This is a genomic window from Microcoleus sp. K5-D4 (assembly GCF_036704575.1).
Classification (GTDB): Bacteria; Cyanobacteriota; Cyanobacteriia; order Cyanobacteriales; family Microcoleaceae; genus Microcoleus.
This window is the reverse complement of sequence record NZ_JAUBSD010000012.1, coordinates 24,770-50,606: the sequence shown is the minus strand read 5'-3', so window position 1 is coordinate 50,606 and position 25,837 is coordinate 24,770. Positions and strand designations below refer to the sequence as shown.

The window sequence follows — 25,837 nt, the reverse complement described above, 5'->3', positions numbered from 1 at the left end:
TTAGGGATGGAAGCGAAAGATCTAGGCTAGGCTGTCCAAGATGCTCCTACTCCTAAAAAACGCTCTTTTAAAAATGGGGATGATCCCCAATCGGTTCGGTCAGCCCTCGACTGCCGGTGCTAAATCAAGGTCTGGCGAGTAGAGTAGATAATTGATTTTGCTAAAAATAACTAAAAATATAGAGATAAAATTAACAACAAAACTCAGTCTAAAAAATTACTAGCAAAAACACGAATAACCAATTGAAAACCTCCCAAATACATTATGTTAGATATAAATCAGACTAACTATCTACTAAAAATGGTTGCGGAATCAACATTAAACTTGTTGATTATCGAAGACATGGCAGAAGATATGGAATTAATAGTGCTCGCCTTAGAATCGGGGGGGGTAAATTTTAAGTGCGACACTGCCGAAACAGCAACAGAGTGCAGAAAACTGCTCGAAAATTACAAGTACGATGCTGTACTCTCAGATTACCGCCTCCCCGGCTTCAACGGTTTAGAAGTGTTGAAATTAATGCAGGAATTAGGGCAAGACATACCCTTGATTTTAGTAACGGGAAGTTTGGGAGAAGAAGCGGCAGTTGAGTGCCTCAAAGCCGGAATGACCGATTACGTATTAAAAGGGCGACTGTTTAGGTTGCCAACAGTCTTAGAACGATCGCTCCAAGAATACAAAATGCGGCGCCAGCAACAAGAAGCGATCGCCCAAATTCAGCGGCAAGCTCAGCGAGAAGCGATCATCAACCGCATCCTCCAAGCCATGCGCTTCACCCTTGTACTCGACGAAGTGCTGCAAACCACCGCAGATCAACTGCACGAAGCTCTAGACATCAGCGCCTGCGCCATCTTGCAGCCAGATGCTGAAGGCGGCATCAGAGTTCGCTACATCAGCAAAGCATCCGACCGAGAAGGGTTTGTTGGGCTAAATTGCAAAGTAGCCGAGCACTACAGATCGGGGCTCGCGGCCGGGGAAACCCTGATTATCAACGAGTTATCGACACTGTCCCCGTCCCTGCAAGAATCAGCAGGGTTGGTAGGGTTTCGCTCCGTCGCGATCGCGCCACTGCTCTACCAGCAGTCATTTTTGGGAGGAATTAGCCTCTATCAGTGCGATCGGGCGCGCTCTTGGAGCGCAGAAGAACTGTCGCTACTCAAAGCCATAGCCGATCAGTGCGCGATCGCGATCCACCAAGCCGAACTCTACCAACAAGCCCAAACCGAGCTTGCAGAACGCAAGCGCGCCGAAGCAGCAGTCTGCGGCATCCAGCAGCAGCTAGCCACAATGGCAGCCAACATTCCCGGCTCAGTCTACCGCACCGTGCTGCATCCAGATGGCACAATGTCCCTGCCCTACATCAGTCCGGGCGTGCGCGAAGTTACTGGGTTCGGGGCCGAAGAAGTGATTTCGCACCCAGAACTCTTGACCGAAATCATCCATCCAGAGGACAAAAGCTCGTCTGACAGCCACGTAGCAGCATCGAGAGCGAGTCTTTTGCCGTGCGATCGCCAGTACCGCATCGTTCTGAGATCTGGGGAGATCAAGTGGGTGCAAGACAGCGCTAAATTTTCCAAAAACGAAAACGGCGACGTAATTATAGACGGAGTAGCCCTCGACATCAGCGATCGCAAACAAGCAGAATCAGCCCTGCGCCAAAGCGAACAGCGATTTCGCTCGCTGATTGAAAACGCCACAGACATCACGATCATTCTCGACGCCGAAGGAATCTTCCGCTACATCAGCCCTTCCGTCAAGCGAATTTTAGGATACGCGCCCCACCAGGCGATCGGGCGCAGCGCCTTAGAAATAGTTCACCCCGACGACTGCGCCACGATCGCCGAAACCCTCCACAAAGCCATTAAAAACCCCAAAAGAAGCCAGTGCCCAGTTGAGTACCGAGTCCGCCACCGCAACGGTTCCTGGTGTTATGTAGAAGCTGTAGCCACCAACTTGCTGTACGATCCCGCAGTCGAGGGAATCGTGATTAACTGTCACGACATCACTCAGCGCAAACTCGCCGAAGAACAACTGCTGCACGATGCTTTTCACGACGCCCTCACCGGATTGCCCAACCGATCGCTATTGACCGATCGGCTGGAACACGCTCTGAGGATGGCAAAACGGCGCAAAGACTACTTGTTTGCGGTGCTGTTTCTCGATTTAGATAGATTTAAAGTAGTCAACGATTCCCTCGGCCACGCCATCGGCGATCAACTGCTAGTCTCGATCGCGCGGCGTCTGGAAGCTTGTCTGAGGGTCGGAGATACAGTGGCCCGCCTCGGAGGTGACGAGTTTGTGCTGTTGCTAGAAGACATCGAGGGCATCAATGAAGCTACCACCATTGTCAACCGCCTGCAAAAGAAAATCACCTCCCCTCTCCTTCTAGACGGACACGAAGTATTTATCACCGCCAGCATCGGCATAGCTTTGAGTTCTGGCGAATACCTGGAACCGACAACCCTGCTGCGCGACGCCGACACAGCAATGTACCGCGCCAAAGAACTTGGCAGAGCCCGACACGAAGTTTTCAACAGTTCCATGCACGCCCACGCTTTGCGCCTGTTGCAGCTAGAAAACGACCTACGGCGGGCGATCGAATCAATTAGAGAGTCGGTCAGAGAAGAAGACTTTCCCTCATCCCCCGAATCAGCCTTACCTCCCTTATCCGCAGCGCCCCAGTTTATTATTCACTACCAGCCGATCGTGTCGATCGCCAGTAACACAATTACCAGTTTTGAGGCCCTAGTGCGCTGGCAGCATCCAGAACGCGGCTTAGTTTCCCCCGGTGAATTCATCACCATCGCCGAAGAAACCGGCTTGATCGTACCCCTGGGCCGCTGGGTACTCCGCACAGCTTGCCACCAAATCCGCCAGTGGCAGCAGCTATTTCCCAGCAATCCCCCCTTAAGCGTTAGCGTCAACATTTCTGTCAAACAGTTTTCTCAGCCAGATTTAATCGAATACATCGATCAAGTTCTCGCAGAAACTCACCTCGACGGCAGCAGTTTAAAACTAGAAATTACCGAAAGCGTACTCATAGAAAATTCCGAATCAGTAACAGCAATGCTGGTACAGCTCAGAACCCGAAACATACACTTGTGTATTGACGACTTCGGTACCGGCTATTCATCGCTTTCCTACCTGCACCGCTTCCCCACCAATACCTTAAAAATAGACCGTTCTTTTGTTAGCAGGATGGGAGGGGAGTTCGATTTCAGTAAAGGAGGGATTGACCCGACCGAAATTGTGCGGTCGATCGTTACTTTGTCCCACAATTTAGGCATGGATGTAGTAGCCGAAGGAGTCGAAGAAGCCTCGCAACTATCTATACTCAAAGGGTTAAAATGTGAGTACGCCCAGGGATTCTTTTTCTCAAAGGCAGTAGACTCTCAAACAGCAGCAACCCTAATCCGACAGCAAGCAGAAAATCAGAATTTGCTGACATTTAGTTTGTTAGAGAAAGGCCATTAAAAAAACACGGCATTTTGTGAGTCCCGTTTCAGCATAAAATCTTAAAATATTTTAAAACAGTCCCTAACTGGCGTCAGTTAATAACTACGGCATCCAAATCACTGTCAACAACCCATGTCTAAAGATACTGGGCTTTCAGCCTCAGACTTAAACGATAGTTGACCAGATGTGTAGCTGCGTACTACGTTAACGGTAAGAGTTAAAGACCTACCAGGGAGTGCGAAGCTAGTTCCTTGCCAAGCGAAATTTAGGATTAAATAGACTTATTGGGTTAAATCAGTGTCCTAAATATAGTATCGGCCCTTAACTAAGGCGCAAGCTAACATTACCCCTCTCATAGAGGCTCCTTATGGAGCGAACATTATACGATCGCGGGTTGCGAGGTTGGAAGTGGTAATTGTCCCACTGAAAGTACATTACAAAAGTACACTCCCATCTAGCAATCCTCGTGTAATGGAAAAATTCACGGCGGTTCAAACCGCCGACCCGTTTCCCTCTCAGCCCTAAAGACGCTGAGTTTCCCACTTACCGAATTTTTTTATGACTATTGGCTACCTCGCCCTCGTTCTCCACGCCCACTTGCCTTTCGTCCGCCACCCCGAAAGCGACTACGTTTTAGAAGAAGAATGGCTGTTTGAGGCGATCGCGGAAACCTATATTCCCCTGCTGCAAGTCTTTGAAGGGCTCAAGCGCGACGGCATCGACTTTAAAATTACCATGAGCATGACGCCGCCCTTAGTGGCCATGCTGCGCGACCCCTTGCTGCAAGACCGCTTCGACGACCACTTGGCTAAACTCGAAGAATTAGCCGATCTCGAAATCGAACACAACAGCGGCAACGGCCACCTCCGCTATTTAGCCGAACATTACGCCGCCCATTTCTCTCAAGTCCGCAACTTTTGGGAAAAGTACGATCGAGATTTAGTCAAAGCCTTCAAAGAACACCAAGATACCAACAACCTCGAAATCATCACCTGCGGTGCCACCCACGGCTACCTACCGCTGATGAAAATGTACCCCGAAGCAGTTTGGGCACAAATTCAAGTAGCTTGCGACAACTACGAAGCAAACTTCGGCCGCCGACCAAAAGGCATTTGGCTGCCCGAATGCGCCTACTACGAAGGCTTAGAACGGATGTTAGCCGACGCAGGCCTCCGCTACTTTCTCACAGACGGTCACGGCATCCTCTACGCCCGCCCGCGTCCCCGCTACGGCAGCTACGCCCCCATTTTTACCGAATGCGGAGTCGCAGCCTTCGGCCGGGATCACGAATCCTCGCAGCAGGTTTGGTCTTCCGAAGTCGGCTATCCAGGCGCTGCCGAATACCGCGAATTCTACAAAGATTTGGGCTGGGAAGCTGACTACGATTACATTAAGCCCTACATCATGCCCAACGGCCAGCGGAAAAATACCGGGATTAAATATCACAAAATCACCGGTCGCGGATTGGGTTTAGGCGATAAACAGTTGTACGATCCTTACTGGGCAAGAGAAAAAGCAGCCGAACACGCCAGCAACTTTGCTTTTAACCGGGAACGCCAAGTCGAACACCTCAACGGCATTATGCAGCGTCCACCGATTATTGTTTCACCTTACGACGCCGAACTTTTCGGTCACTGGTGGTACGAAGGGCCTTGGTTCTTAGATTACCTGTTCCGCAAGAGTTGGTACGACCAAAATACCTACGAGATGACGCACTTAGCCGATTATTTGCGGGGAAATCCGACTCAGCAAGTGTGCCGCCCGTCTCAGTCTAGCTGGGGTTTCCGGGGTTTCCACGAGTATTGGCTCAACGATACCAATGCTTGGATTTACCCGCACTTGCACAAAGCTGCGGAACGGATGATTGAGTTGGGAAGCATGGAACCTGCGGATGAATTGCAGTGGCGAGCTTTGAACCAGGCGGCGCGGGAAGTGCTGCTAGCTCAATCTTCTGACTGGGCATTTATCATGCGTACAGGGACGATGGTGCCCTATGCAGTGCGGCGGACTCGATCGCACTTAATGCGCTTTCACAAGCTGTACGATGAAGTGAAAGAAGGGAAAGTTGATTCAGGTTGGTTGGAGAAGGTTGAGGAGATTGATAATATTTTCCCTGAAATTAACTATCGCGTTTATCGATCGCTTTAAGCAAACTGCGAGCAAATCCCGACAGTTTCAAACCACTTGCGACACAAAAAAAACCCGCCTACGCGGGTTTTTTTTCATACAGTTGTTCAAGACTTGGGCAGAACATCTATATTGCAGGTTTGCAGTGGGCGCCTTACCCCGATAAGTAGCGCGTCAAACCTATTCAGGACTTAGGCAACTGTCCCAAGTGAGCCTCGCACCATGCACCAAACCATTAAACATAAACATATGAGCATTGGGACGTTTTAGTTAACAAATTAAATAACTTGACAGCACTAGAGTGTTTAATTTGATAAATTGTTTGACCCGATTGACCGGCTAAACTTGTTAGCGCAAAGCCTACACGAGTAAAGCGCAAGAAGCAACATGATTTATTTTAATCCGAGCTTTACGAAACTGCCAAGACTATATCCTTGTTAATTGCTTGAGCTCTCTGAAATTAGTTGTTATTCTAACGAATGGCAGACACTTTGTGTACATCACTTGTTGTAGATTGATTCTTGTCCGTAGTTGCGACCTATCCATTTTTTGACAAGTACGCGAAATAATTTAATTTATTGAATAGGGGGAAATTTTTAATTTTAATAATTGTCCCTCATTTGAGTTCGTTTGAGAACCCACTTAAAGCTCCAACAGATTTATAATATTCTTGACATAAGGTATCGTCAACCAATCGGTTATTGTTTAAGGGGCAATAATATATTTAGCCAAGACTGATACAAAACATTGTATTCGTAAATAAACAGCATTGCCATGTCCTTTAGCAAAACCGAAGGGAATACAATTAATCAAACAAAAAACCGGGTTTCTGCTCAAACCCGGTCACCAACCATGAAAACAAGCAATGTTAACACGGCTAAAACCTCAATTTTTTAATAACTTCATCCCCATTTTCACCTTGTCCAAAATAGTCTTTTGTGAGACACAAGTAATCAGACAAAGCTTGCCGCAATTCAAGGTATCGCGACGGACTTCCTGAGCTTTTTCGCCGTACCAAATTTCGCGGGCGCTGGCATTTTTTACATTACCAATTACCGGGAACTCATCGCACAATTTCACATCACCGCGCGTATCAATCCAGTAATTGCGGAGTCCCACGCGACAAGGACGAGTTGAATCAGGAGCTTTTTCTTCGGCAAAGTGAGGAATCATCAATCGCAACACTTCATCGCTGTTCATAATCGGAGCACCGTTGTTCTTCATTTCAATTAGGCGTTCGATTACTTGTGCAAATTCCTCGATGTCTTCTTTTTCAATCCACAATTCCTCGTATGTTTCTGGCGTCCAGCGGTTGACTGGTTGGAAGTTCACCGTCGTCGCGCCAATTCCCTGAGCCCAGGTGACTATTTCCGGGAGGTGGCGGAAATTTAGTCGGTTCATTGTCGGTTTGATGTTGATCGGAAACAGGACGTTCTGTTTTTCTTGTTCTTCGCGCAGATAACCGATTCCTTTAGAAAGCCGATCAAATAATCCCGGTTGACCTCGCAAATAATCGTGCAGTTCTGCATTCGGCCCGTCAACTGAGATATTCACATTAAAAGGACGAGCAGCCACAGTTTTGGCTGCGTTTTCTCTGGTCATGCAATAGCCGTTTGTGGTGACGCCGGCGTGAATGCCATTTTTATTTGCAAAGGCCAGCAAGTCTAGAAAACCTTTTTTAATATAAGGTTCGCCGCCACTAAAGTTGATTGAAAATTCGCCCACAAATTCTTTGACGCTCAAGAGGGCATTTTGCCATTCTTCGATCGTCATTTCGTCTTTATATTCTTTGAGCCGCCAATACTCGCACTGCCGGCATTTTACATTGCAGCGCTCGTTGACAATCCCGTAAAAAGTGACGGGGCTTGTCACGTCGTATCCTGTATTGATTCGCAGCGATTCGGCCACTGCACTTTTGGTGTGCTTGACGCCCAGTCTCGATAATGTTAAAGCATCCATGTCTTTTTTTCCTTACGTGTTGTTAGCTAGGTCAATTTCTCGATCCCTCTTTTGTACGTATAATTACGCATTGCTGATTACGTATTGCTTTTGAATACGTATGCCCCATCCTAAGTGTTGCGTTTAGGTATGGCTAGATGTTTGTCAAATATTTATATTATTAAGAATTGTAACACATTAAGATTTCTAATCAATCAAGCGATGCTTTGTGTAAAAACATGAACCCGGATTAATAATTCCCCAAATATATGGGCTTAAGATTGACTTAATTTAAGAATTGTACTTTTTGTTTAAAAGTTGTTAAATAACTTAATACTGTCTGTCAATAAAACTACTTAAATAAGCGGTCTAAATAATTTAAAATTATAGTGAAATAAGTAGCTGTACAGCAGTTAACTTCACACAAGCTTTACAATAGGATGAAATCTAAATATTTCAACGGCAAAAAATGGCGACAAACATGGGACGATATTTGCACGTACTGAAATTGTTCTGGGGTGCGGCGATCGCAGCGGAACTAGAATACCGAATCAACTTTGTCCTCGCGGCCATCAGCAGCCTCGGAAATCTTGCGGGCAGCTTGTTTGGGCTGTTTTTGTTCTACCGTACCGGTTACACGTTTTCTGGGTGGAAATGGGAAGAGGCTTTAGTTGTACTCGGTATTTTCACGATTTTGCAGGGGTTTTCGTCAACGTTTCTAGCACCTAATCTCAGCCGTATTGTCGATCGAGTGCAGCAAGGTACTCTCGATTTCGTACTCCTCAAACCCATCAGTTCCCAATTCTGGCTATCTGCAAACACAGTTTCGCCTTGGGGAATCCCAGATTTAATCTTGGGCACCGTATTGCTGCTGTATGCTGCTAACAAATTGGGAGTAGCAATCGGCAACTATTTTTTAACAGCAATACCGCTATTATTCGGAACTATTACTCTTTACAGTATATGGTTTATGTTAGGGGCAACCAGCATTTGGTTTGTCAAAATTTACAATGTTACCGAAGTTCTCGAAGGATTGTTAGAAGCCGGTAGGTTTCCAATGGCAGCTTATCCCGCAGCTTATCGATTTTTCTTCACTTTCGTAGTTCCCGTTGCCTTCTTGACGACTGTGCCTGCAGAAGCCATGCTGGGGAGAGGTGAAATCGTTTGGATCGCAGGGGCGGGAATATTGGCGATCGGGCTGTTATTTTTCTCCCGCTACTTCTGGCACTTTGCACTCCGCTTTTACACCAGCGCTTCCAGCTAGTTAAGTAGGTAGGTAAGCTGATGCACATCTAGATTGTCTATTATGTTTGAGAGGGAGAGGATTTGACACGTGGGGAATAGGGAATTGAAATATACACTTTCAAGGCAAAACAGCTTATCTAAAAAATATTTTTTTCTATTTACTTAGATAGGTAAAAAAATGTAAGATTTCAACCTATCCTGGAAATGTAAACAGGAAATAAACTACGCAAACGAAGGCAAACCAATGAAAAGAAAAAAACTGGGTAACAGTAATTTTACTATCAGCGCGATCGGTCTTGGAGGTATGCCAATGTCCTTAAGCGGCCGGCCGCCAGAATCGCAATCAATTGCGGTAATTCACCGCGCCCTCGATTTGGGTGTCACCCTAATTGACACCGCAGATTCCTACTGCCAAGATGAATCCGACAAACACCACAACGAGCAACTGATTGCCAAAGCTTTGGAACAGTACACCGGAGATACTCGGGCCGTTACTGTCGCCACTAAAGGCGGCTTAATGCGGCCTCAAGGTGCATGGACGCGCAACGGCAATCCCCATCATTTGCGCCAGACAATTCGCGAAAGTTTTGAAGCGTTGGGCGGCGAGAAACCGATCGACCTTTGGCAATATCACTCGCCCGATCCCGCTTATACCATCGAAGCAGCCCTAGCACCCGCAAAAGAAGCAGTAGAAGCAGGAATGATTCGATTTATTGGAGTTTCCAACTTTTCTGTAGAGCAGATCAAACGCGCCCGCGATACAGTAGAAATTGTCTCTGTACAGAATCAGTATAATCCGTGGCACAGACAGCCGGAATCAGACGGCGTTCTGGAATATTGCGAAACCGAAAAACTGACATTTTTTCCTTGGAGCCCTTTAGGAGGAAGCCGCCGCGCCACAAGCTTGCAAGATATGCCCGCGATCGCCAAATTAGCAGCAGAAAAAAACGTTTCAGTTTACTGTATAGTATTAGCTTGGTTGATGGCACAATCGCCCTGCATCGTTCCGATTCCCGGTGCGACCAAAGTATCGAGTATTGAGGACTCGGTGCAGGCGCTCGAAGTTAAATTGACTGACGAGGAATTGCAACAAATTGCCGTAAGTTAAGTATATAAGGGCAAAAACAACAATAGAACAGGCTTTCCGGCCTGTTCCACAAAGAGAACTTATTGTGGGGTGGGCCGAAAAGCCCGCCCCGGAAAGTGGGATTTAATGAGTAAAGTTGACATTTTTTGAGGAATTGAATTTAATGGAAGCTAATCAAGTGAATGCCGATCGAGACGTAGCAATTGAACATCAAAACGTACCAGTCGCCCATGAAGGACTGCACAACTTTTTATACAGTTCAGACTCAGAACACAGCGCAGCAGCCGCTATTTCTGAATTAGAAAATGACGGCACGCAAGTAATGTCGATCGATACATGGCGCGATTTGGCAACTAACGCGAAAGTCGCCGGCGTTTACGCTGTAATGGACACTTCCCGCAACACTCAGTTTATCGGTTATTCGCGAAATATCCTGCTTTCAATCAACGGTCACATCGCCCAAAATGGCGCAGAAAATTGTGCTTTCCTGCGCGTGCAAACTTTCAAATTCCCGAAGCGGGAAGAAATGGAAAGTTTGCGGGATGCTTGGATAGCAGAACTCGGCAGCATTCCGCCTGGAAACAGTGCTGACAGCGAAATGTGGGCGGCTACGGTAGGCCAAGCAGCGCGATCGGCAATGTCTGCTGAGGAACAAAAAGCTTATGAAGAAAAGAAGCTAAAATTACGCAAAGCAATGGCTGATTCCACTCTTACCAAAGAGTTAGAAACCGCTACCAAAAGTGATGGCGATCGGGCTAAGGATTTGGAAGCGGCTGTTAACAATGATGACTGGAGTGCCGTGATTCAATCGCAAACCCAGGAAACAAAGTCCGGCGAATAAAATTTGCTGCTACATAAACTTTCGTCCGCCATAAATGGGGGCGGGTTTATGTAGATTATTGGTGGAAATTAAAGAGTGTTGGTGAACCAGCCCCTACTAATTAATGACTAACTTTGCGTTCAGTAACTAAAGTCAAACTTACCCATTCACCCCGCTCATTGTAACTGCGAATCATCCGAAACCGCAAGTCAGGTTCTACCAACCAACCTGCCTCGAAAAATATAGGTTTTCCCAATTCAATCTTGACAGGTAAAGTGCAAGAACCGCCGTCAGGAAGGAGCAAAACTTGCACGGGTGAAGCACCTTCGTTAAAGTGCAGAACTGAACCGTCAATCCTGCCGCTAGAACTGATAACGGTAGCATTACTGCCAAAAATAATTTTATACACTAGGCGATCGCTACTTTCTAAATGCAATTGCATTTTGCTTGAATAAATGTCAGGAGAACGCCCATCTGGATACATTGTCACGGCTTCGCCCTGCCACTCTCCCAGCAAATCCTCAACAGTTAAATGCGGACGTTCGGGGACATTTTTATCAAGCTGCTTTTCCCGAATTAAGGTAATTTTGGATAAATTGCCGTCGGTATTGTAGATCATAGGGAAGCGCAACCGGCGATAATTGTAGATAAAACCCAACTCGGCACCGCACTCAGAAAAAGGCGCTAGTTGAATAGTACCCAGAGAAAAAGCTCCATTCTCAAAAAATAGGGTATCTCGTCCTAAAGCTTGAATTTCTAGAACAAGTTCGTTGACTTCCGGTTCGCCGACACCGCTAGAATTTGGGTAAAACCGACGGAGATTCAATCGCACAGTTTTGTTGTCATTAAAACCTTCGAGAGAAAGAATGCTAGGAATATCTTTAAGTACCTCTCCTCGCGTTGATAGCTGAGTGAAGGAACCGTGCCATTCTCCCAAGTTTTGCAGAAAATTTTCCCACTGCCCTACCATATTCTTACCTTTCGATATATGTCTAAAAATAGAATTATAACTCTACTGACGGATTTTGGATTAAGCGATGTTTATGCAGGAGTGATGAAAGGTACGATCGCCCAAATTAACCCGCAGTTAAAAGTCATTGACATTACGCACCAAATACCTTCTCAAAATATTGCAGCGGCGAGGTTTTGTTTGATGACGGCTTTTGCTTATTTTCCGCCGGAAACCGTACACGTTGCTGTCGTCGATCCGGGGGTGGGAAGCAAGAGACGCGGAGTTGCGATTCAATGTGCTAATTGCTTTCTTGTCGGGCCGGATAACGGCTTGTTTAGCGGGGTGTTGAGTCGGGAAAGTGCGATCGCCTGTGTCGAACTCACGAATTCTCAATACTGGCGAGATCCTCAACCCAGCAGCACTTTTCACGGTCGCGATATTTTCGCTGCTGTGGGCGCTCACTTGGCCAACGGGGTGGCGTTGGAAGACTTGGGAGAGGAGCTCGACCCTGCAAGTTTAGTGCAGTTAGAGATACCAAATTTTGCCGTTACAGCCACAGGTGCAGCGGGCTGCATTCAATATGTCGATCGCTTCGGCAATCTAATTACTAATATCCCCAATAATTGCATTATAGGTAACAATTGGTCAGTAACAATTAGCAAGAGTTCTGATGCAATTCGCATCCCCAGTGGTAAAACCTACAGCGACAGCGAACCGGGCGATTTAATTGCCATAACTGGTTCTGACGGTTGGGTAGAAATTGCCGCTAATGGCGGCAGCGCTCAATCTGTTTTAAAATTGGAATGCGGAGCGATCGTGCAATTGCTTTATGAAACTAACAATTAGATAGGACTTACGAATGGGTACTCAGAAACCTGGTTTTTTACGAAAATACTTTGTGGGAATCAGGAGATTCCGTAAAAAACCAGGTTTCTTTGGCGGAGTGCGTAAGTCATAGTCGGGAATTTTTTAGATAACTCATTTTTGGACTGGCTAATTTTTAAATGCAAGTATTAAAAACCCGGTTTCTTCAATAAACCGGGTTTCTCATCTTTATCCAGCTACCACGAAATTAACCAACTTCCCAGGCACCACAATTACCTTTTTAATCTCCTTACCTTCCAGGTGACGCTTAGCCAATTCCGACTCCCGAGCAAACTTTTCCAAAGCAGCTTTATCAGCACCAGAAGGCACTTGAATTGTGCCGCGAGTCTTGCCCATAACTTGAATTACCAGCGTAATTTCATCGGTAACTAATGCAGATGGATCGACAGTCGGCCAAGTTTGCGTATGCACCGATTCACTGTTACCAGTATTGTGCCACAATTCATCAGCAATATGCGGTGCAAAAGGCGCTAACAAGCGAATCAAAGTGTTGATTCCTTCTGCATAAATTGGCGAATCTTTACACTTAGTATCATTCAAAGCATTGCTGAGTTTCATCATTTCAGAAACAGCAGTGTTGAACTGATAATCGCCCTCCAAATCTTCGCTCACGTCCTTAATTGCAGTGTGAATTGCCCGCCGTAAATCCTTCTCAATTTTACTTAATTCAGCATTTTCTACCCCTTGATCGGGGGTAGCAGGGGGGCGGGCAGCAAACTCTGTCACCACGCGCCAAACGCGATTTAAAAAGCGAAATTGCCCTTCCACATCGGCGTCGTCCCACTCCAAATCCTTCTCTGGCGGCGCTTTGAATAAAATAAACATCCGCGCCGTATCTACCCCATATTTGCCCATAACTTCCAAGGGGTCAACACCGTTATATTTTGATTTGGACATCTTCTCGTAGAAGACTTCCAAAGCTTCGCCAGTTTGAGGATCTTTTGGATTTGCGGGGTCTATATCTGCTGGGGGAGCGTATTTGCCAGTAACGGGGTTTTTGTATGCCATTGCTTGCACCATGCCTTGAGTTAACAGGCGTTTAAATGGTTCGTCACAATTGATTAAACCCCGATCGCGCAAAACCTTGGTAAAGAACCGCGAATACAGTAAGTGCAAGATGGCGTGTTCGATGCCGCCCACATATTGGTCTACGGGCATCCAATCATTTGTCTTCGCCGTATCGAAGACTTGCTCTTGATTTTGAGCATCGGGATAGCGCAAGAAATACCACGAGGAATCGATAAAAGTATCCATCGTATCTGTTTCTCGCTTCGCCGGAGTGCCACAAGTCGGACAAGGAACGTTTACCCATTCTTCCATCTTTGCCAATGGCGAACCTTTGCCTGTAAATTTTACATTTTCCGGCAACAATACGGGCAAATCCGATTGGGGTACGGGTACTGTGCCGCAGGTGGGACAGTGAATTACGGGAATCGGAGCGCCCCAATAACGCTGTCTAGAAATCAACCAATCTCTCAAGCGGTATTGGATTCGGGCTTTGCCATAACCTGCATTTTCGGCATGGTGAATAATCGCTGCTTTGCCTTTAACTGAATCCATGCCGTTGAAGCTTTCGGAATTAATCATAATCCCGGGTTCTGTGTAAGCTTCCGTCAGCGGAACTTCATCATCATCCACAATTACTACTTTAATTGGCAGTTGATATTGATTGGCAAATTTGAAATCTCGCGTGTCGTGGGCTGGTACTCCCATGACTGCGCCGGTGCCGTATTCGTACAGCACATAATCGGCAATCCAAATGGGGATTTCTTCGCCGTTGAAAGGATTGATTGCTTTGCCGCCTGTGGGGATGCCGCGCTTGGGTTTGTCTTCGGCTGTGCGATCGATCTCGCTTTGGGCGGCAACTTCTTTGATGAAGGTTTCTACGGCGGTTTTTCTATCTTCGGTTGTTACGCGCTTAGTTAGTGGATGTTCCGGTGCTAAAACAACGTAACTGACGCCGTAAACTGTATCGGGACGTGTGGTAAAAACGGCGATTTTTTCATCCATTCCGACAATCGGAAATTCTAAGTAAGCGCCGACTGATTTTCCGATCCAGTTGGCTTGCATTAATTTGACTCTTTCTGGCCAATCGGGCAATTTTTCTAAGTCGTTTAATAACTGTTCGGCGTAATCGGTAATTTTGAGGAACCACTGCCGCAATAATTTGCGCTCGACTTTGGCACCGGAACGCCAGGAACGACCTTCGTTATCTACTTGTTCGTTTGCTAAAACTGTTTGGTCTATGGGGTCCCAATTAACAGCGGCTTCTTTTTGATATGCTAATCCGGCTTCTAAAAATTGCAAGAAAATCCATTGAGTCCACCGATAATAATCGGGAGAACAAGTTGTAACTTCTTTTGTCCAGTCGAAAGAAATACCCAAGCGGCGAAATAAGCCTTTCATTTGGGCAATGTTTTGATAAGTCCATTGTGCAGGAGGAATTCCTCGCTCGATGGCTGCATTTTCTGCGGGCAAACCAAAAGCGTCCCATCCCATCGGATTCAATACCCGATAACCTTGCATTCGCTTGAGTCTGGCAATTACATCGATGATTGTGTAGTTGCGGACGTGGCCCATGTGCAGGTTTCCCGATGGATAGGGGAACATGGATAAGGCATAAAATTTAGGCTTTTGCGTATCTTCTGGCATCTGGTCTAAGTTTTGCTCAGCCCATGTCTGCTGCCATTTTTCTTCTATGGATTGGGGGTTATATCTGGAATCCACAACAATTTCTCCTTGTATAATTTACTAATGTTTGCTTGAATATTTTTGCACATTCAAGGGGCCTCGATTAGGATTTTTCTGAGCTCCAAGGATTTTGGCTCGAATATCTGTATTATATATTGTAGTATATGTAATTTGAGCTGGGGGCGATCGACCAAATACTCCCGTTCGCCCTGAAAAAAGTAAATAACTGCAATCCCCAGAAACCCGATTTCTTTGACAAACCGGGTTTATTCTCCTAGTTCGAGCGGCTCTCCTGAACTTATGGTTATAAGTTTATCTAATCAGAAAAGCAAGCTAATACGCGATTCCTAAAATTATTAAAATTAGAAAAACCATACCCTTGTCGCATTATCAACTTAATTCGATTGTTGATTCCTTCCATGACTCCACTTGTTGTGCGATGAAGAAAGTAGTTGCAAATACCCTCAAAATGATTCTCAATTGTTGATGCAGCTTCTCTAAAAAATACTTGTGCATGATTTAGCCATTCTTTGATTTTATTCTGCCCTTTTTGGATCGTCAAATTAGTCTCATATATTTCTCTAAATTTTTCTTTCATCTCATACGCAATTCGCAAACATCCGGATTTTCCTAGTGTCACTTCTAATTTATCAATCTGGTCTTGATTCAAATTTACTCGATTACTTAATAATAAATATTTACTTTGCCTATCTGTTATTCCGGCTGCTCTACGTAACTTATTTAAGTCTTTATTAACTACTTTCATAACATGAAAACGATCAATAATAACTTTGGCATTTGGGAATACTTTTTTGATAACTTTAGGGAATCCTCCCCACATATCAACACTGACTTCCTCAACTTGTTTACGAACTTCAATTGGTTGTTCTATAAGGACTTCAATGATTTCTTCACAGCGATGAGAATCAATCATCTCAATTAAATTACCTTCGCCCAGGTCACTCACAACAGTCACAAAATTTCCTTGACATGAGCGCATACTTATCTCGTCGAGACCAATTCGTTTAACCCGTTGCCAATTCGGTTTTATTTTGAGGGTGTTTACCTGCTCAAATATTCCTTTTATTTCGTCATAACTCAGTCCTTCTTCTCGTCCAATTTGCTCCATGCTCGATTGTTTTACACGCTCATAAATATCTTGTTCATATCGTTGAGTATGCCGTCTTTTAACGTCCAAAAAATCTAATTTTTCTGTGGGATACCGTTGACAAAAAGGACAGTAAAACTGCCGTCGTGGGATTTTTAGATATACAGGACGACCAAAAACAGACAAATCTCTTACTAAAATTGGTCGATTTTGATGCAGTTTTTCGGTAGGATTGTTACAATGATGACAAACAATTCCTTCTGATGAAATGCTCAGTCCCAAGAAAATTTTTCCCTCAACTTGAGTACAAGTTTCAACCCTGACTCCAGGCAAGGCTAATAGATAGTCTAGATGGAAGCTCATAACAGTAAATGTATTAGTAGGTACATTTTACACCATAAACTCAGGAGAGCCGTTCGAGCTTAGATGCTATCAGGATCGATGTTCAATTCGCGCAGTTTGGCTGCTAAACGTTCGGCTTTTTGAGCTTCTTGTTCGGCCCGCTGCGAGGCTTCTTCTGCGCGGTGCGAGGCTTCTTCGGCACGCTGAAATTCTTGTTCTGCGCGCCGTCGCTCTAATAGCCGCTCTGCATTTATTTCGGAATAGGAAAGAAACTTTTCTCCATCAGGGCGATAGATTTCTAACCCTTCTTCTGGTAACTCAAACCGCACTCCCAGTCTGGGACTTATCCATCCCTCCATCGGTTCAATGGGTTCTAAGATTCCTTCAATTCTTTGCCAACCTTCTAACTGATTTCTTTCTGGATCGTAAAGGTAATACTCCTCGACTCCATAACGATAGTAAAATGAAAGTTTCTTGTTCATTTTTGTGTTATTATCGTTGTGGGAGCGAATTTCAAAGACGACTTGGGGAGCAATATTATCTTCGCGAGACTGTATGTAGGAACGTCGATCGCCTTTTGGTCTACCAAATACCACCATCGTATCCGGCGCTTGAGAAATATCTGGTCTACCTTCAACCGGATACCACAGTAAATCGGCGGCTACAAACACGTTGGGGTCATCTTCAAACAGCGATTCGCAACCTTCTTTGATTGTGACAATTAATTTGTATTGTATTGTGCTGTCTGCCATTGGTTGACCGTCGCTGGATGGATAAATAATTTCTTCGGTTGTGACTTGCATTGTGGTTGTCTCCGAGAAGTATCTGAGCTTAATTATACTATTGTTTGAAGCAACAATTCGAGCCGAAAATGACATTGCCATTTCCCTACTGACCGAATATTCAAAATAGCGAGCAGCGGCGCTTCAAAGCTGCTTGCAAAAGAGTGTTGTACAGTTTTTCCTTGACAGTATAAGCGCCGAATCTTTCCAAGTGTGGATTGTTCATTTGAGCGTCGAAAAGCAGATAAGATCGATCGCGCAATCTCTCCACCAACTTCACCATCGCCACCTTAGAACCCTCGGGAATTCGGTAAAACATCGACTCCCCAATAAACGCACCGCCGATCGACAATCCTAAAATACCGCCCGCCAATTCGTCCCCGCACCAAGTCTCGAAGCTGTAAGCCCAACCGGCCTCATACAAAGCCCAGTAAATCTTCTTGAGCTCCTTAGAAATCCAAGTCGTTTCGCGATCGGCACAACCCTCAACCACTGCCCCAAAATCGCGGTTCACAGCCACGGAAAATCGATTTTGATTGATTTGGCGACGCAGGGATTTCGGATAGGTAAATCTTTCATCCAGGGGAATCAGCGCCCGCTGCCGGCTCGAATACCACCCCAAACTCTCCTCCCCGTCATTGGCCATCAAGAAATAGCCTTGCGCGTATCCTTGTATAATTGTCGGTATATCATATTGCATATATTTATCAGTTGTCATTTCTCAGTTAACTTTTCAAAGTCAACATTAGCAATTAGGAATAATCATGTCTGAAATCATTGAACCTATTACCTTACCCCCCGCCAAAAACCCCGAACAAGAAGGCCAATGGCTCCAACAAACGCTGCTGGCCTGGCTAGACTCCGAGTTTATCCCAGAAGCAGCCAACCAGCAAATAGCTAAAAGAGCTGCCCAAATCTATGTCCGCCAGCGTATGGAAGGCGAAAACGACTTGGGCAGCCTCGTAATTGCGATCGTCACCGAAATGCAGGCCTATGATTTTTCTAAAAGCTTCTACGGCGAATTTGCGATCGCCAATGCCGTCAGCGACTTGTTACTCGAAAGTCTCGGCATCGATAAATGCTGCGGCCAGTGAAGCAAGAAGGAGGAAAATTTAACTCATAAGTCTGAAACAAAAATCAACCCCAAACCTAATCCTGCCGATTAATTGTGAGTTTTTTCCTTCTTTCTTCCTTCTTCCTTCTCCCTTCTTCCTTCTTCCTTCGTGCTACCAGCTAGACTTCACAACACCGGGCAAAAGACCTTCGTGAGCCATTTCTCGCATCATGTTGCGAGACAGTCCGAAGTCACGATAGTAACCTCTGGGCCGTCCAGTTGCCCAGCAGCGGTTCCGCAAGCGAGTCCGCGAACTGCTGCGGGGTAGCTGTTGCAGTTGGCGGTGAATCGCCATTTTGTCCATCTGATTGTTAGCTTGGTCAAACTGGTCTTTCAGGTCTTCCCGCTTGTCGGCGTACTTGTCTACGAGTCTCTGGCGCTTTTTCTCGCGCTCGACCATGCTCTTCTTAGCCATAATCTGTTGATATCCTTAGATAAATCACAATCTACTATTTTACTATATTTTTGTCTTTTTGGATAACTTTAGTTTTAAATATTTTTATTTACACACAACAACTGATCTGATTTGTAGAGTCCGTAAGTTCATATTGTGCGATCGACAGTTGCTCTAATTCGAGCTGACGCACCCTAGGAAATATTAGCAGAAGGGCACAAATCTGCAAGTTCGCAAATATTGCAAACCGGATTTCTCGCATTACAAACTGCCCTGCCGTGATAAACCAACCGAATCGACCAATTTTCCCAATCCGGCTGCGGCAACAATATCATCAAATCCCGCTCGATCCTTGTAGGATCGGTATGTTCGGTCAATCCCAACCGCTGAGTCAAACGTTTGACGTGAGTGTCTACCGTCACGCCCATATTAATACCAAAAGCGTGAGCGAGAACGACATTAGCTGTTTTGCGGGCAACTCCGGGCAATTCTAGCAGCAGTTCCATCCGCTGCGGCACTTGATTGTTAAATTTATTGACGATCGCCTGACAAGCACCTTTAATATTTTTAGACTTATTGTGGTAGAAACCAGTCGATCGCACGAGACTTTCGAGTTCTTCTATATCAGCATTTGCCAAAGCAACCGCATCGGGAAAACGCTTAAACAAAGCCGGCGTTACCAGATTTACTCGATCGTCCGTACACTGAGCCGAGAGAATCGTCGCCACCAGCAACTGCACGGGAGTTTCGTAGTTGAGAGTACAAGGAGCTTCTGGATAGAGGCGTTTGAGGCGAATCAGAATTTCTAGCGATCGTTGTTTTAAACTTAACTTATTTCGAGTCATTAATGTAAATCAAGGGCTGGCACTGTACATCTTACCCATTGGGAAAACTGCACACATAATCTAAATGTAGGGTGCGCAGTGCGCACCTTACCCATTGGGTAAATACGAGAATAAAAAAGGCGGAGAATTAGAAAAAATTAATACTTTTAAATTTTCCCCAATTCCCAATTCCTTAATTTACTGTTGCCGAAAATTGCCCATCAAATCGAACCCAGCCAAATTAGCTGTATCCCTAATAATCAAGAAAATTCCCAAACCCAGCAACAACACCAAACCAGTCTGCATCACATTTTCCTGAATCCGGTTCGGTAAAGGTTTACCCCGGAGTCCCTCGATTAACAAAAAAGCTAGCTGGCCGCCGTCCAAAGCAGGTAAAGGCAAGATATTAATCACAGCCAAATTGATGCTAATTAGCACAGCATACTGAAACAAACTCGCAGCATCCGATTTGGCAATCCCTGCACCAATCGCCACAATCGCCACCGGCCCGGACAACTTGTCGGCAGTTTGGCTGAAATTGCTAAGTAACTGCCCAAAACCTTGAACAGTCAGCAGCACAATCCGCTCAAATTCTTTGGCGGCCTTGCTAAACGCCTCTACAATTCCTGCCCTCTGCCGCACGACAGTGCCGTTAGAAGTTAGCTGCACGCCAATGCGACCTTTGCCGTCGGGCGACTCTTCAGGAGTGACTGTCACCACAAATTTTTGTTCTTGGCGCTGAATTTCCAACGCTAGGGGTTGGTTGGGATGATCTTGGATTTCTGTTACCAATAATTTGATTGCTTCGCGGGAAGCGCCCAATTCCTTGCCGTCAACAGACAGAACAACGTCGCCCGATCGAATTCCCGCTTGTTTCGCCGCCGAACTGACTTCTGCGGCGACTTCCGGGACTTTAACTCCCGGTAGGTAGTTCATTTCTGCCGCGCCGACAGTTGTCAATTGCACCACCAGCAGGAAATAAGCAAAAATTAAGTTGGCAATTACCCCTGCACTAATGACGATCGCCCGATCAAGCACGGGGCGATTTTTGAGCAAATTCGGGTCATTTGGGGGAATTGTACTGTCTGGATCGTCGTCCGGGAAACCCACGAAACCTCCCAGGGGAAAGGCGCGGAGGGCATATTCAGTTTCCGGACCTTGGTACTTCCAGAGGATAGGCCCGAAACCGATAGAGAACCGGTTGACGTGGATGTGTTGAAGTCTCGCCGCCAGGAAGTGGCCGAGTTCGTGAACGACAATCAAGATACCTAAAACTGCGATCGCTGCCAAAACTGACATGAAGGATTCCACTAACACTTTTACTTGACTTTGATTTATTTTAATATCTTTTTAAGATCGGTGGCTTGGGAGCGACATTTTTCAGTCAAACTGGAAGGTGGAGTTTTTGTCGGAAGTCGGGGGCGCGGAGATCGACCCGACGCTGCCAAACCGATCGCGCGATCGTACCTGAGTTTACCTCTAAAACCAATTCCCATTACCAATTCTCTATTACAAATTTTCCATTACCAATTCCCAGTTACCCATTCCCCATTATGAAAGACACTTCTTTGAATATTATCGCTATTTCTATCTTTGCCATCACCGTTTCAATATTGTTAGGCCCCCTATTCAACTTGCCAGAAGCCGTACCTGCGATCGCCACTTTTTGCCTATTGGGGCTAGCCACCCTTGACAGTTTCCAGTGGCAAGGTCAAGGCGGGACTATTTTATTAGATTGGCTGGGGGGAACTTCCAAACAAAAGCGCGATCGTATCCTTCACCACGAAGCCGGACACTTCCTAGTCGCCCACCTGTTGGGAATTCCCGTAACCAGCTACGCCCTCAACGCTTGGGAAGCATTTAAACAAGGTCAAACAGCCCAAGGCGGCGTCCGATTTGAAGACGAACAATTAGCATCTCAACTCCAAAGCGGCACTCTTTCCGCCCAACTTTTAGATCAATACTGCACCGTGTGGATGGCCGGAATAGTCGCCGAAAAATTTGTTTACGGCAGCGCACAAGGAGGAGCAGAAGACCGCACAAAAATTAGCGCTATTTTAACACAACTGCGCCGTCCAAGTTCCGAAATTCAACTCAAACAAAACTGGGGCTTGCTGCGAGCCAAAAACCTGATCGAAAGCCACCAATCAGCTTACGAAGCCCTAGTAGCAGCAATGGAAAAAAGAGCAACCGTCGCTGAGTGCTGCGAGATAATCCAGCAAAATTTATAAACAAAAGTTACGCCTTCTTACCTTGATCAACCCGGTTTATTTATAGATTTATCACTAAAACCCAGATTTTGCCTATAAACCGAGTTTAACAGCGTATTATAAGGATTAAAAATTTATGTCAGAACCCAAAATTTTCCCAACAACACTGCAAACAGCAAACCCCTATACAGAAAAATTGTTGTGGCTGTTCGGTTTCCGGATCGACCCCGGCACCGAAACACCAAATCTATATACTCTAATTGTCTATGGAGAACAAGAGCCGCCCTTAGTAGCCGGCGGTCAACTTGTATTTTTTACCCGTCCAGAACTAGCGATTAACGCTCTCCAATTGTGCAATATCGATGTCAGTGAAGTGGGAAAGCCACCCACACAAATAGACGCTATTTGCGACATTGCAGAAACGCTGTACTTGCTCGATGCCGAAGATTTTGACGAGTCAGCTACTATCCTCAACTGTTTGAACGCGCTTTTCGATTTAGTGAAAGCTACTTTAATACCGATGCCAACGGAATACAAGCGCATACTTTATGATTTTGCAGACCATTTGAATATTGAGGAAGAGTTTGCAAGTTTTTTAGACGCAGAAGATATTCAGCGATCGGAAATTATCAATGCTATTTTGTGGTGTGTGGGAGCAATTACAGCTAAATCTAGATTGTTGACCGAGTAATTCAATAAAAACTAGAATGTGAATTGATAATAGATAATATCGCCCCAGGAAATTGTGCCATGACTGTAACAGATTTACGCTTGTGGACTGTAGAGGAATATCGCCGCATGACCGAAACAGGCATTCTCAATCCCGATGAACGAGTCGAATTAATTGACGGGCAAATTATCTCAATAAGTGCAAAAAATCCTCCCCACGCAGCCACTAACCTCTGTGCAGCCGACTATCTCAGAAATCTGCTGGCAAGACTTGCTTTAATTCGCATTCAAGACCCGATCGCTCTAAGTTATAATTCAGAACCAGAACCGGATATTGCTGTAGTGCAAATCGACCCCCGGCTGTACCAATATTTTCATCCCGCACCCGCCAACATTTTCTTATTAGTAGAAATAGCTGATACCACCTTAGAAACAGACCGCAAGCGAAAAGCACCGGCTTATGCTAAGGCGGGAATTACTGATTATTGGATACTTGATGTTAACAGGCGGCAAGTTTATGTTTTTCGCGAACCGGGCGAGGCAAACTACCTACAAGAAACAGTATTTAATGAAGATGATGTTTTGTCAATGCTGGCATTTCCAGAAATAAAAGTTCAGATTTCGCAACTTTTTCCTTAAGTAGGGGCAGGTTTTACTAAGAATAATTGCCTAAGACAAATAATCGCCTAAACCTTTCCCCACCAACCTATCAATTACCAATTACCCAATTATAAATTACCAAATCTTCTGGGTCGTCCCGATCGCTACAAAAAACTTAGTATTAGAGCGTAGCATGAGTTATACTCCTACTGGAAAGACTGTGACTGCCAAAAAATCCCGAAATCAAAGTTTATGAGCAACACTTCCCCGCCTCAACCAGCCGCCAACAATCCCGCGACACAAAAACTCAGCCTCTCGACAAAATTAGCTTACGGTGCCGGCGACCTCGGCCCGGCAATTACCGCTAATGTTTTGGCATTTTACCTCCTAGTTTTCTTTACCAATGTCGCTGGTTTACCTGCCGGCTTAGCCAGCAATATTTTGGTAGTTGGCAAGGTTTGGGATGCCATAAATGACCCGATTGTGGGGGTTTTGAGCGATCGCACTTCTCACCCTTGGGGCCGCCGATATCCTTGGATAATATATGGTGGAATTCCCTTCGGTATATTCTTCTTATTGCAGTGGATTGTACCTAGCACCGATCACACAGTGTTATTTTGGTACTATGTTGCGATCAGCATTTTGTTCAACACCGCCTACACGGCTGTCAATCTTCCCTACACTGCCCTGACTCCAGAACTTACTCAAGACTACAACGAACGCACTAGCCTTAATAGTTTTCGGTTTGCTTTCTCAATTGGCGGCAGCATCTTTTCATTAATTTTAGCTCTAATTATCTTTGCTGTATTTGACAAGAACCCGAATCAACAATATTTAGTATTAGGTGCAATCTGTGCAGTTATCTCTGTCTTGCCTTTGTACTGGTGCGTTTTGGGAACTCGCAAGCACGTCGCAGCCCAACTATTAGAAAACGCAGAACTAGATAATTCTACATCGTTGCCACTGAAAGAACAGTTGCAGATTGCATTTAGCAATCGCCCTTTTTTGTACGTTATTGGAATTTATCTTTTTTCTTGGCTGGGAGTGCAGTTGACTGCTACTATTATTCCCTATTTTGTTGTTAACTGGATGCAACAGCCACAGTACGTTTTTAGCTTGGTGGCGATCGCAGTTCAAGGCACTGCATTAATCATGCTATTTGTTTGGAGTAAAGTCAGCGAGAGATATGGCAAAAAAGCCGTATATTTTATGGGCATGAGTTTGTGGATTATTGCCCAAGCTGGACTGTTTTTCCTCCAACCCGGACAAGTATTGCAGATGTACCTATTAGCAGTCATGGCAGGTGTCGGAGTTTCCACGGCTTATCTAATACCTTGGTCGATGATACCGGATGTGATCGAACTCGACGAACTGCAAACAGGAGAAAGACGCGAAGGCGTTTTCTATTCATTTATGGTACTGCTGCAAAAAATCGGATTGGCAGGGGGTTTGTGGTTGGTAGGCCAAGCATTAGAAGGAGCTGGATTTCTATCTACAGTTCCGGGACAGCCGGCACCCGTACAGCCAGAGTCTGCACTGTTTGCGATTCGAGTTGCGATCGGGCCACTGCCCACAATTGCTTTAATTGCTGGCATGATTCTTACATATTTTTATCCTATAACCCGCGAAGTTCATGCAGAAATATTGTTAAAACTGCGAGAAAGAAAAGCACAAAATCAGTAAGCCTTAATAAGGAGTAGTTGGTCATTAGTCAACTCGAAAAATAACCACTACCAATAGCTGAGTCGAGCGAGATTAATAGCAATCCTCCCCTCTTGTGCGAACTCTTTTTTTATTTAACAATGTGTCATCTTCTGATTGCATCAGTTAATTCAAAAAAAGCCCGTTGCGCGTTTCCCGAAAGGATTGCTATAGTTTGCTCGGAGAGCAACTCAAAGCTATAGTTTGGGTAATAGCCTCGGAACGCAGAAACCTAGTTTTTTTTACGAAAATACATAAATCGCGCCGCGCCATCCGCCCCGGTAGACAAACCCCGAATGCTTGAGTTGTTCGAGATGTCGATCGAGCTTGAGAACACAAATTATTAAATTTTATGTCTGTCGCGCACTAAAGAGATGAGTTTGTGATATAATTACGACGATAAACTAAGTATATAAACTTGCTCACTCATCCAACTCCTCAAAAAGTTTATAATTAAAAGAAGAAACAGATTTTTCTCGGAAATTGATTCGATTAGTTGCCGTTCCAAAAAATCTGCAGAAGGTGGCTAATTATATCTACATGGGAAATGCAAAACTTTTTAGCCGGTCAGTTAGCACGTAAGTTAACAAGTGCTTCTGCAGTTGACTCTGAACCGAAAAAAGGCATAGAGGACAAACCAATACCAGCGCAAGCGGCGGCTGAGGTGTTACGGTCAATTGTAAAAGTTTGGTAAAGTTATTGCACCGCCTGTCGCGAAGCGGAGCAACACCTCAAAAAGTTGGCTTCGTCGCCCGGAAACCCGAAATACAAGCACAACGCAGCAGAGCCAAATGCAGTCTGATATAACTCTCCAGCAGTTGTAAAAGAACTTTTGCTGCCGGCATGGCATAGGGATTTAGTTATTTTTGTATACTATGTCAAAGTAGTGAGA

20 protein-coding genes are annotated in these 25,837 nt (G+C 45.4%); 11 read left to right on the top strand and 9 right to left on the bottom strand.

Annotation, left to right across the window (positions count from 1 at the left end; translation table 11 throughout):
- Positions 1 to 300 precede the first annotated feature (300 nt).
- Positions 301 to 3,474 (top strand): EAL domain-containing protein, encoded by a 3,174-nt coding sequence (locus QUA77_RS06080; RefSeq protein ID WP_333449558.1) that lies wholly within the window; start codon positions 301 to 303, stop codon positions 3,472 to 3,474.
- Positions 3,475 to 4,014: 540 nt separating this feature from the next.
- The gene (locus QUA77_RS06075; RefSeq protein WP_333036521.1) at positions 4,015 to 5,604 is read left to right on the top strand and encodes a glycoside hydrolase family 57 protein; all 1,590 of its coding nucleotides are present in this window, start codon (positions 4,015 to 4,017) and stop codon (positions 5,602 to 5,604) included.
- A gap of 864 nt (positions 5,605 to 6,468) precedes the next feature.
- Here the strand turns inward: QUA77_RS06075 and QUA77_RS06070 are convergent.
- On the bottom strand, positions 6,469 to 7,542 hold the full coding sequence (locus tag QUA77_RS06070) for a radical SAM protein (RefSeq protein ID WP_333036520.1): 1,074 nt from the start codon (positions 7,540 to 7,542) through the stop codon (positions 6,469 to 6,471).
- A gap of 448 nt (positions 7,543 to 7,990) precedes the next feature.
- Between QUA77_RS06070 and QUA77_RS06065 the strand changes: the two genes are divergently transcribed.
- From QUA77_RS06065 to QUA77_RS06055, 3 genes are all read left to right on the top strand, one after another.
- A complete protein-coding gene (locus QUA77_RS06065; RefSeq protein WP_445242199.1) occupies positions 7,991 to 8,785 on the top strand; it encodes an ABC transporter permease in 795 nt (264 codons plus the stop codon).
- Between the two features lie 225 nt (positions 8,786 to 9,010).
- The gene (locus QUA77_RS06060) at positions 9,011 to 9,874 is read left to right on the top strand and encodes an aldo/keto reductase (RefSeq protein WP_333036518.1); all 864 of its coding nucleotides are present in this window, start codon (positions 9,011 to 9,013) and stop codon (positions 9,872 to 9,874) included.
- A 142-nt stretch (positions 9,875 to 10,016) separates the two neighbouring features.
- A complete protein-coding gene (locus QUA77_RS06055; protein WP_333036516.1) occupies positions 10,017 to 10,694 on the top strand; it encodes a GIY-YIG nuclease family protein in 678 nt (225 codons plus the stop codon).
- A gap of 100 nt (positions 10,695 to 10,794) precedes the next feature.
- On the opposite strand, the gene QUA77_RS06050 is transcribed toward QUA77_RS06055, so the two are convergent.
- Complete coding sequence (locus tag QUA77_RS06050; protein ID WP_333449557.1) at positions 10,795 to 11,643, bottom strand: DUF3598 family protein; 849 nt, start codon at positions 11,641 to 11,643, stop codon at positions 10,795 to 10,797.
- 18 nt (positions 11,644 to 11,661) lie between these two features.
- Here QUA77_RS06050 and QUA77_RS06045 point away from each other — a divergent pair, with 18 nt between their 5' ends.
- Positions 11,662 to 12,471: an SAM-dependent chlorinase/fluorinase gene (locus tag QUA77_RS06045; RefSeq protein WP_333449556.1), complete on the top strand. Its 810-nt coding sequence runs from the start codon at positions 11,662 to 11,664 to the stop codon at positions 12,469 to 12,471.
- A gap of 207 nt (positions 12,472 to 12,678) precedes the next feature.
- On the opposite strand, the gene leuS is transcribed toward QUA77_RS06045, so the two are convergent.
- The 4 genes from leuS to aat all read right to left on the bottom strand — a co-directional run bounded on the left by leuS (position 12,679) and on the right by aat (position 18,151).
- Positions 12,679 to 15,237, bottom strand: coding sequence for a leucine--tRNA ligase (gene leuS, locus QUA77_RS06040; RefSeq protein ID WP_333449555.1), 2,559 nt, complete (start codon positions 15,235 to 15,237; stop codon positions 12,679 to 12,681).
- A 280-nt stretch (positions 15,238 to 15,517) separates the two neighbouring features.
- On the bottom strand, positions 15,518 to 16,672 hold the full coding sequence (locus QUA77_RS06035) for an ISL3 family transposase (protein ID WP_333449554.1): 1,155 nt from the start codon (positions 16,670 to 16,672) through the stop codon (positions 15,518 to 15,520).
- A 59-nt stretch (positions 16,673 to 16,731) separates the two neighbouring features.
- Positions 16,732 to 17,454: a Uma2 family endonuclease gene (locus QUA77_RS06030; protein ID WP_333449553.1), complete on the bottom strand. Its 723-nt coding sequence runs from the start codon at positions 17,452 to 17,454 to the stop codon at positions 16,732 to 16,734.
- A gap of 100 nt (positions 17,455 to 17,554) precedes the next feature.
- Entirely contained in the window at positions 17,555 to 18,151 is a 597-nt protein-coding gene (aat, locus tag QUA77_RS06025; RefSeq protein ID WP_445242200.1) for a leucyl/phenylalanyl-tRNA--protein transferase, read from the bottom strand.
- Between the two features lie 46 nt (positions 18,152 to 18,197).
- Between aat and QUA77_RS06020 the strand changes: the two genes are divergently transcribed.
- Positions 18,198 to 18,527, top strand: coding sequence for a hypothetical protein (locus QUA77_RS06020; RefSeq protein ID WP_333049991.1), 330 nt, complete (start codon positions 18,198 to 18,200; stop codon positions 18,525 to 18,527).
- 132 nt (positions 18,528 to 18,659) lie between these two features.
- Here the strand turns inward: QUA77_RS06020 and rpsN are convergent, their stop codons facing one another.
- The 3 genes from rpsN to rseP form a co-directional block, all read right to left on the bottom strand.
- Entirely contained in the window at positions 18,660 to 18,962 is a 303-nt protein-coding gene (gene rpsN / locus QUA77_RS06015) for a 30S ribosomal protein S14 (RefSeq protein WP_006633844.1), read from the bottom strand.
- 173 nt (positions 18,963 to 19,135) lie between these two features.
- Complete coding sequence (gene nth, locus QUA77_RS06010) at positions 19,136 to 19,786, bottom strand: endonuclease III (protein ID WP_333449552.1); 651 nt, start codon at positions 19,784 to 19,786, stop codon at positions 19,136 to 19,138.
- 177 nt (positions 19,787 to 19,963) lie between these two features.
- On the bottom strand, positions 19,964 to 21,064 hold the full coding sequence (gene rseP, locus QUA77_RS06005) for an RIP metalloprotease RseP (RefSeq protein WP_333449551.1): 1,101 nt from the start codon (positions 21,062 to 21,064) through the stop codon (positions 19,964 to 19,966).
- Positions 21,065 to 21,318: 254 nt separating this feature from the next.
- On the opposite strand from rseP, the gene QUA77_RS06000 reads away from it, so the two are divergent.
- The 4 genes from QUA77_RS06000 to QUA77_RS05985 all read left to right on the top strand — a co-directional run bounded on the left by QUA77_RS06000 (position 21,319) and on the right by QUA77_RS05985 (position 24,927).
- Entirely contained in the window at positions 21,319 to 21,996 is a 678-nt protein-coding gene (locus tag QUA77_RS06000; protein ID WP_333449550.1) for an ATP-dependent Zn protease, read from the top strand.
- 115 nt (positions 21,997 to 22,111) lie between these two features.
- Positions 22,112 to 22,666 carry a hypothetical protein gene (locus QUA77_RS05995; protein WP_333449549.1) on the top strand — a complete coding sequence of 185 codons (555 nt, stop codon included), beginning with the start codon at positions 22,112 to 22,114 and terminating at the stop codon, positions 22,664 to 22,666.
- Between the two features lie 59 nt (positions 22,667 to 22,725).
- On the top strand, positions 22,726 to 23,283 hold the full coding sequence (locus tag QUA77_RS05990; RefSeq protein WP_333449548.1) for a Uma2 family endonuclease: 558 nt from the start codon (positions 22,726 to 22,728) through the stop codon (positions 23,281 to 23,283).
- 213 nt (positions 23,284 to 23,496) lie between these two features.
- On the top strand, positions 23,497 to 24,927 hold the full coding sequence (locus QUA77_RS05985; protein WP_333062894.1) for an MFS transporter: 1,431 nt from the start codon (positions 23,497 to 23,499) through the stop codon (positions 24,925 to 24,927).
- Positions 24,928 to 25,837: the final 910 nt, after the last annotated feature.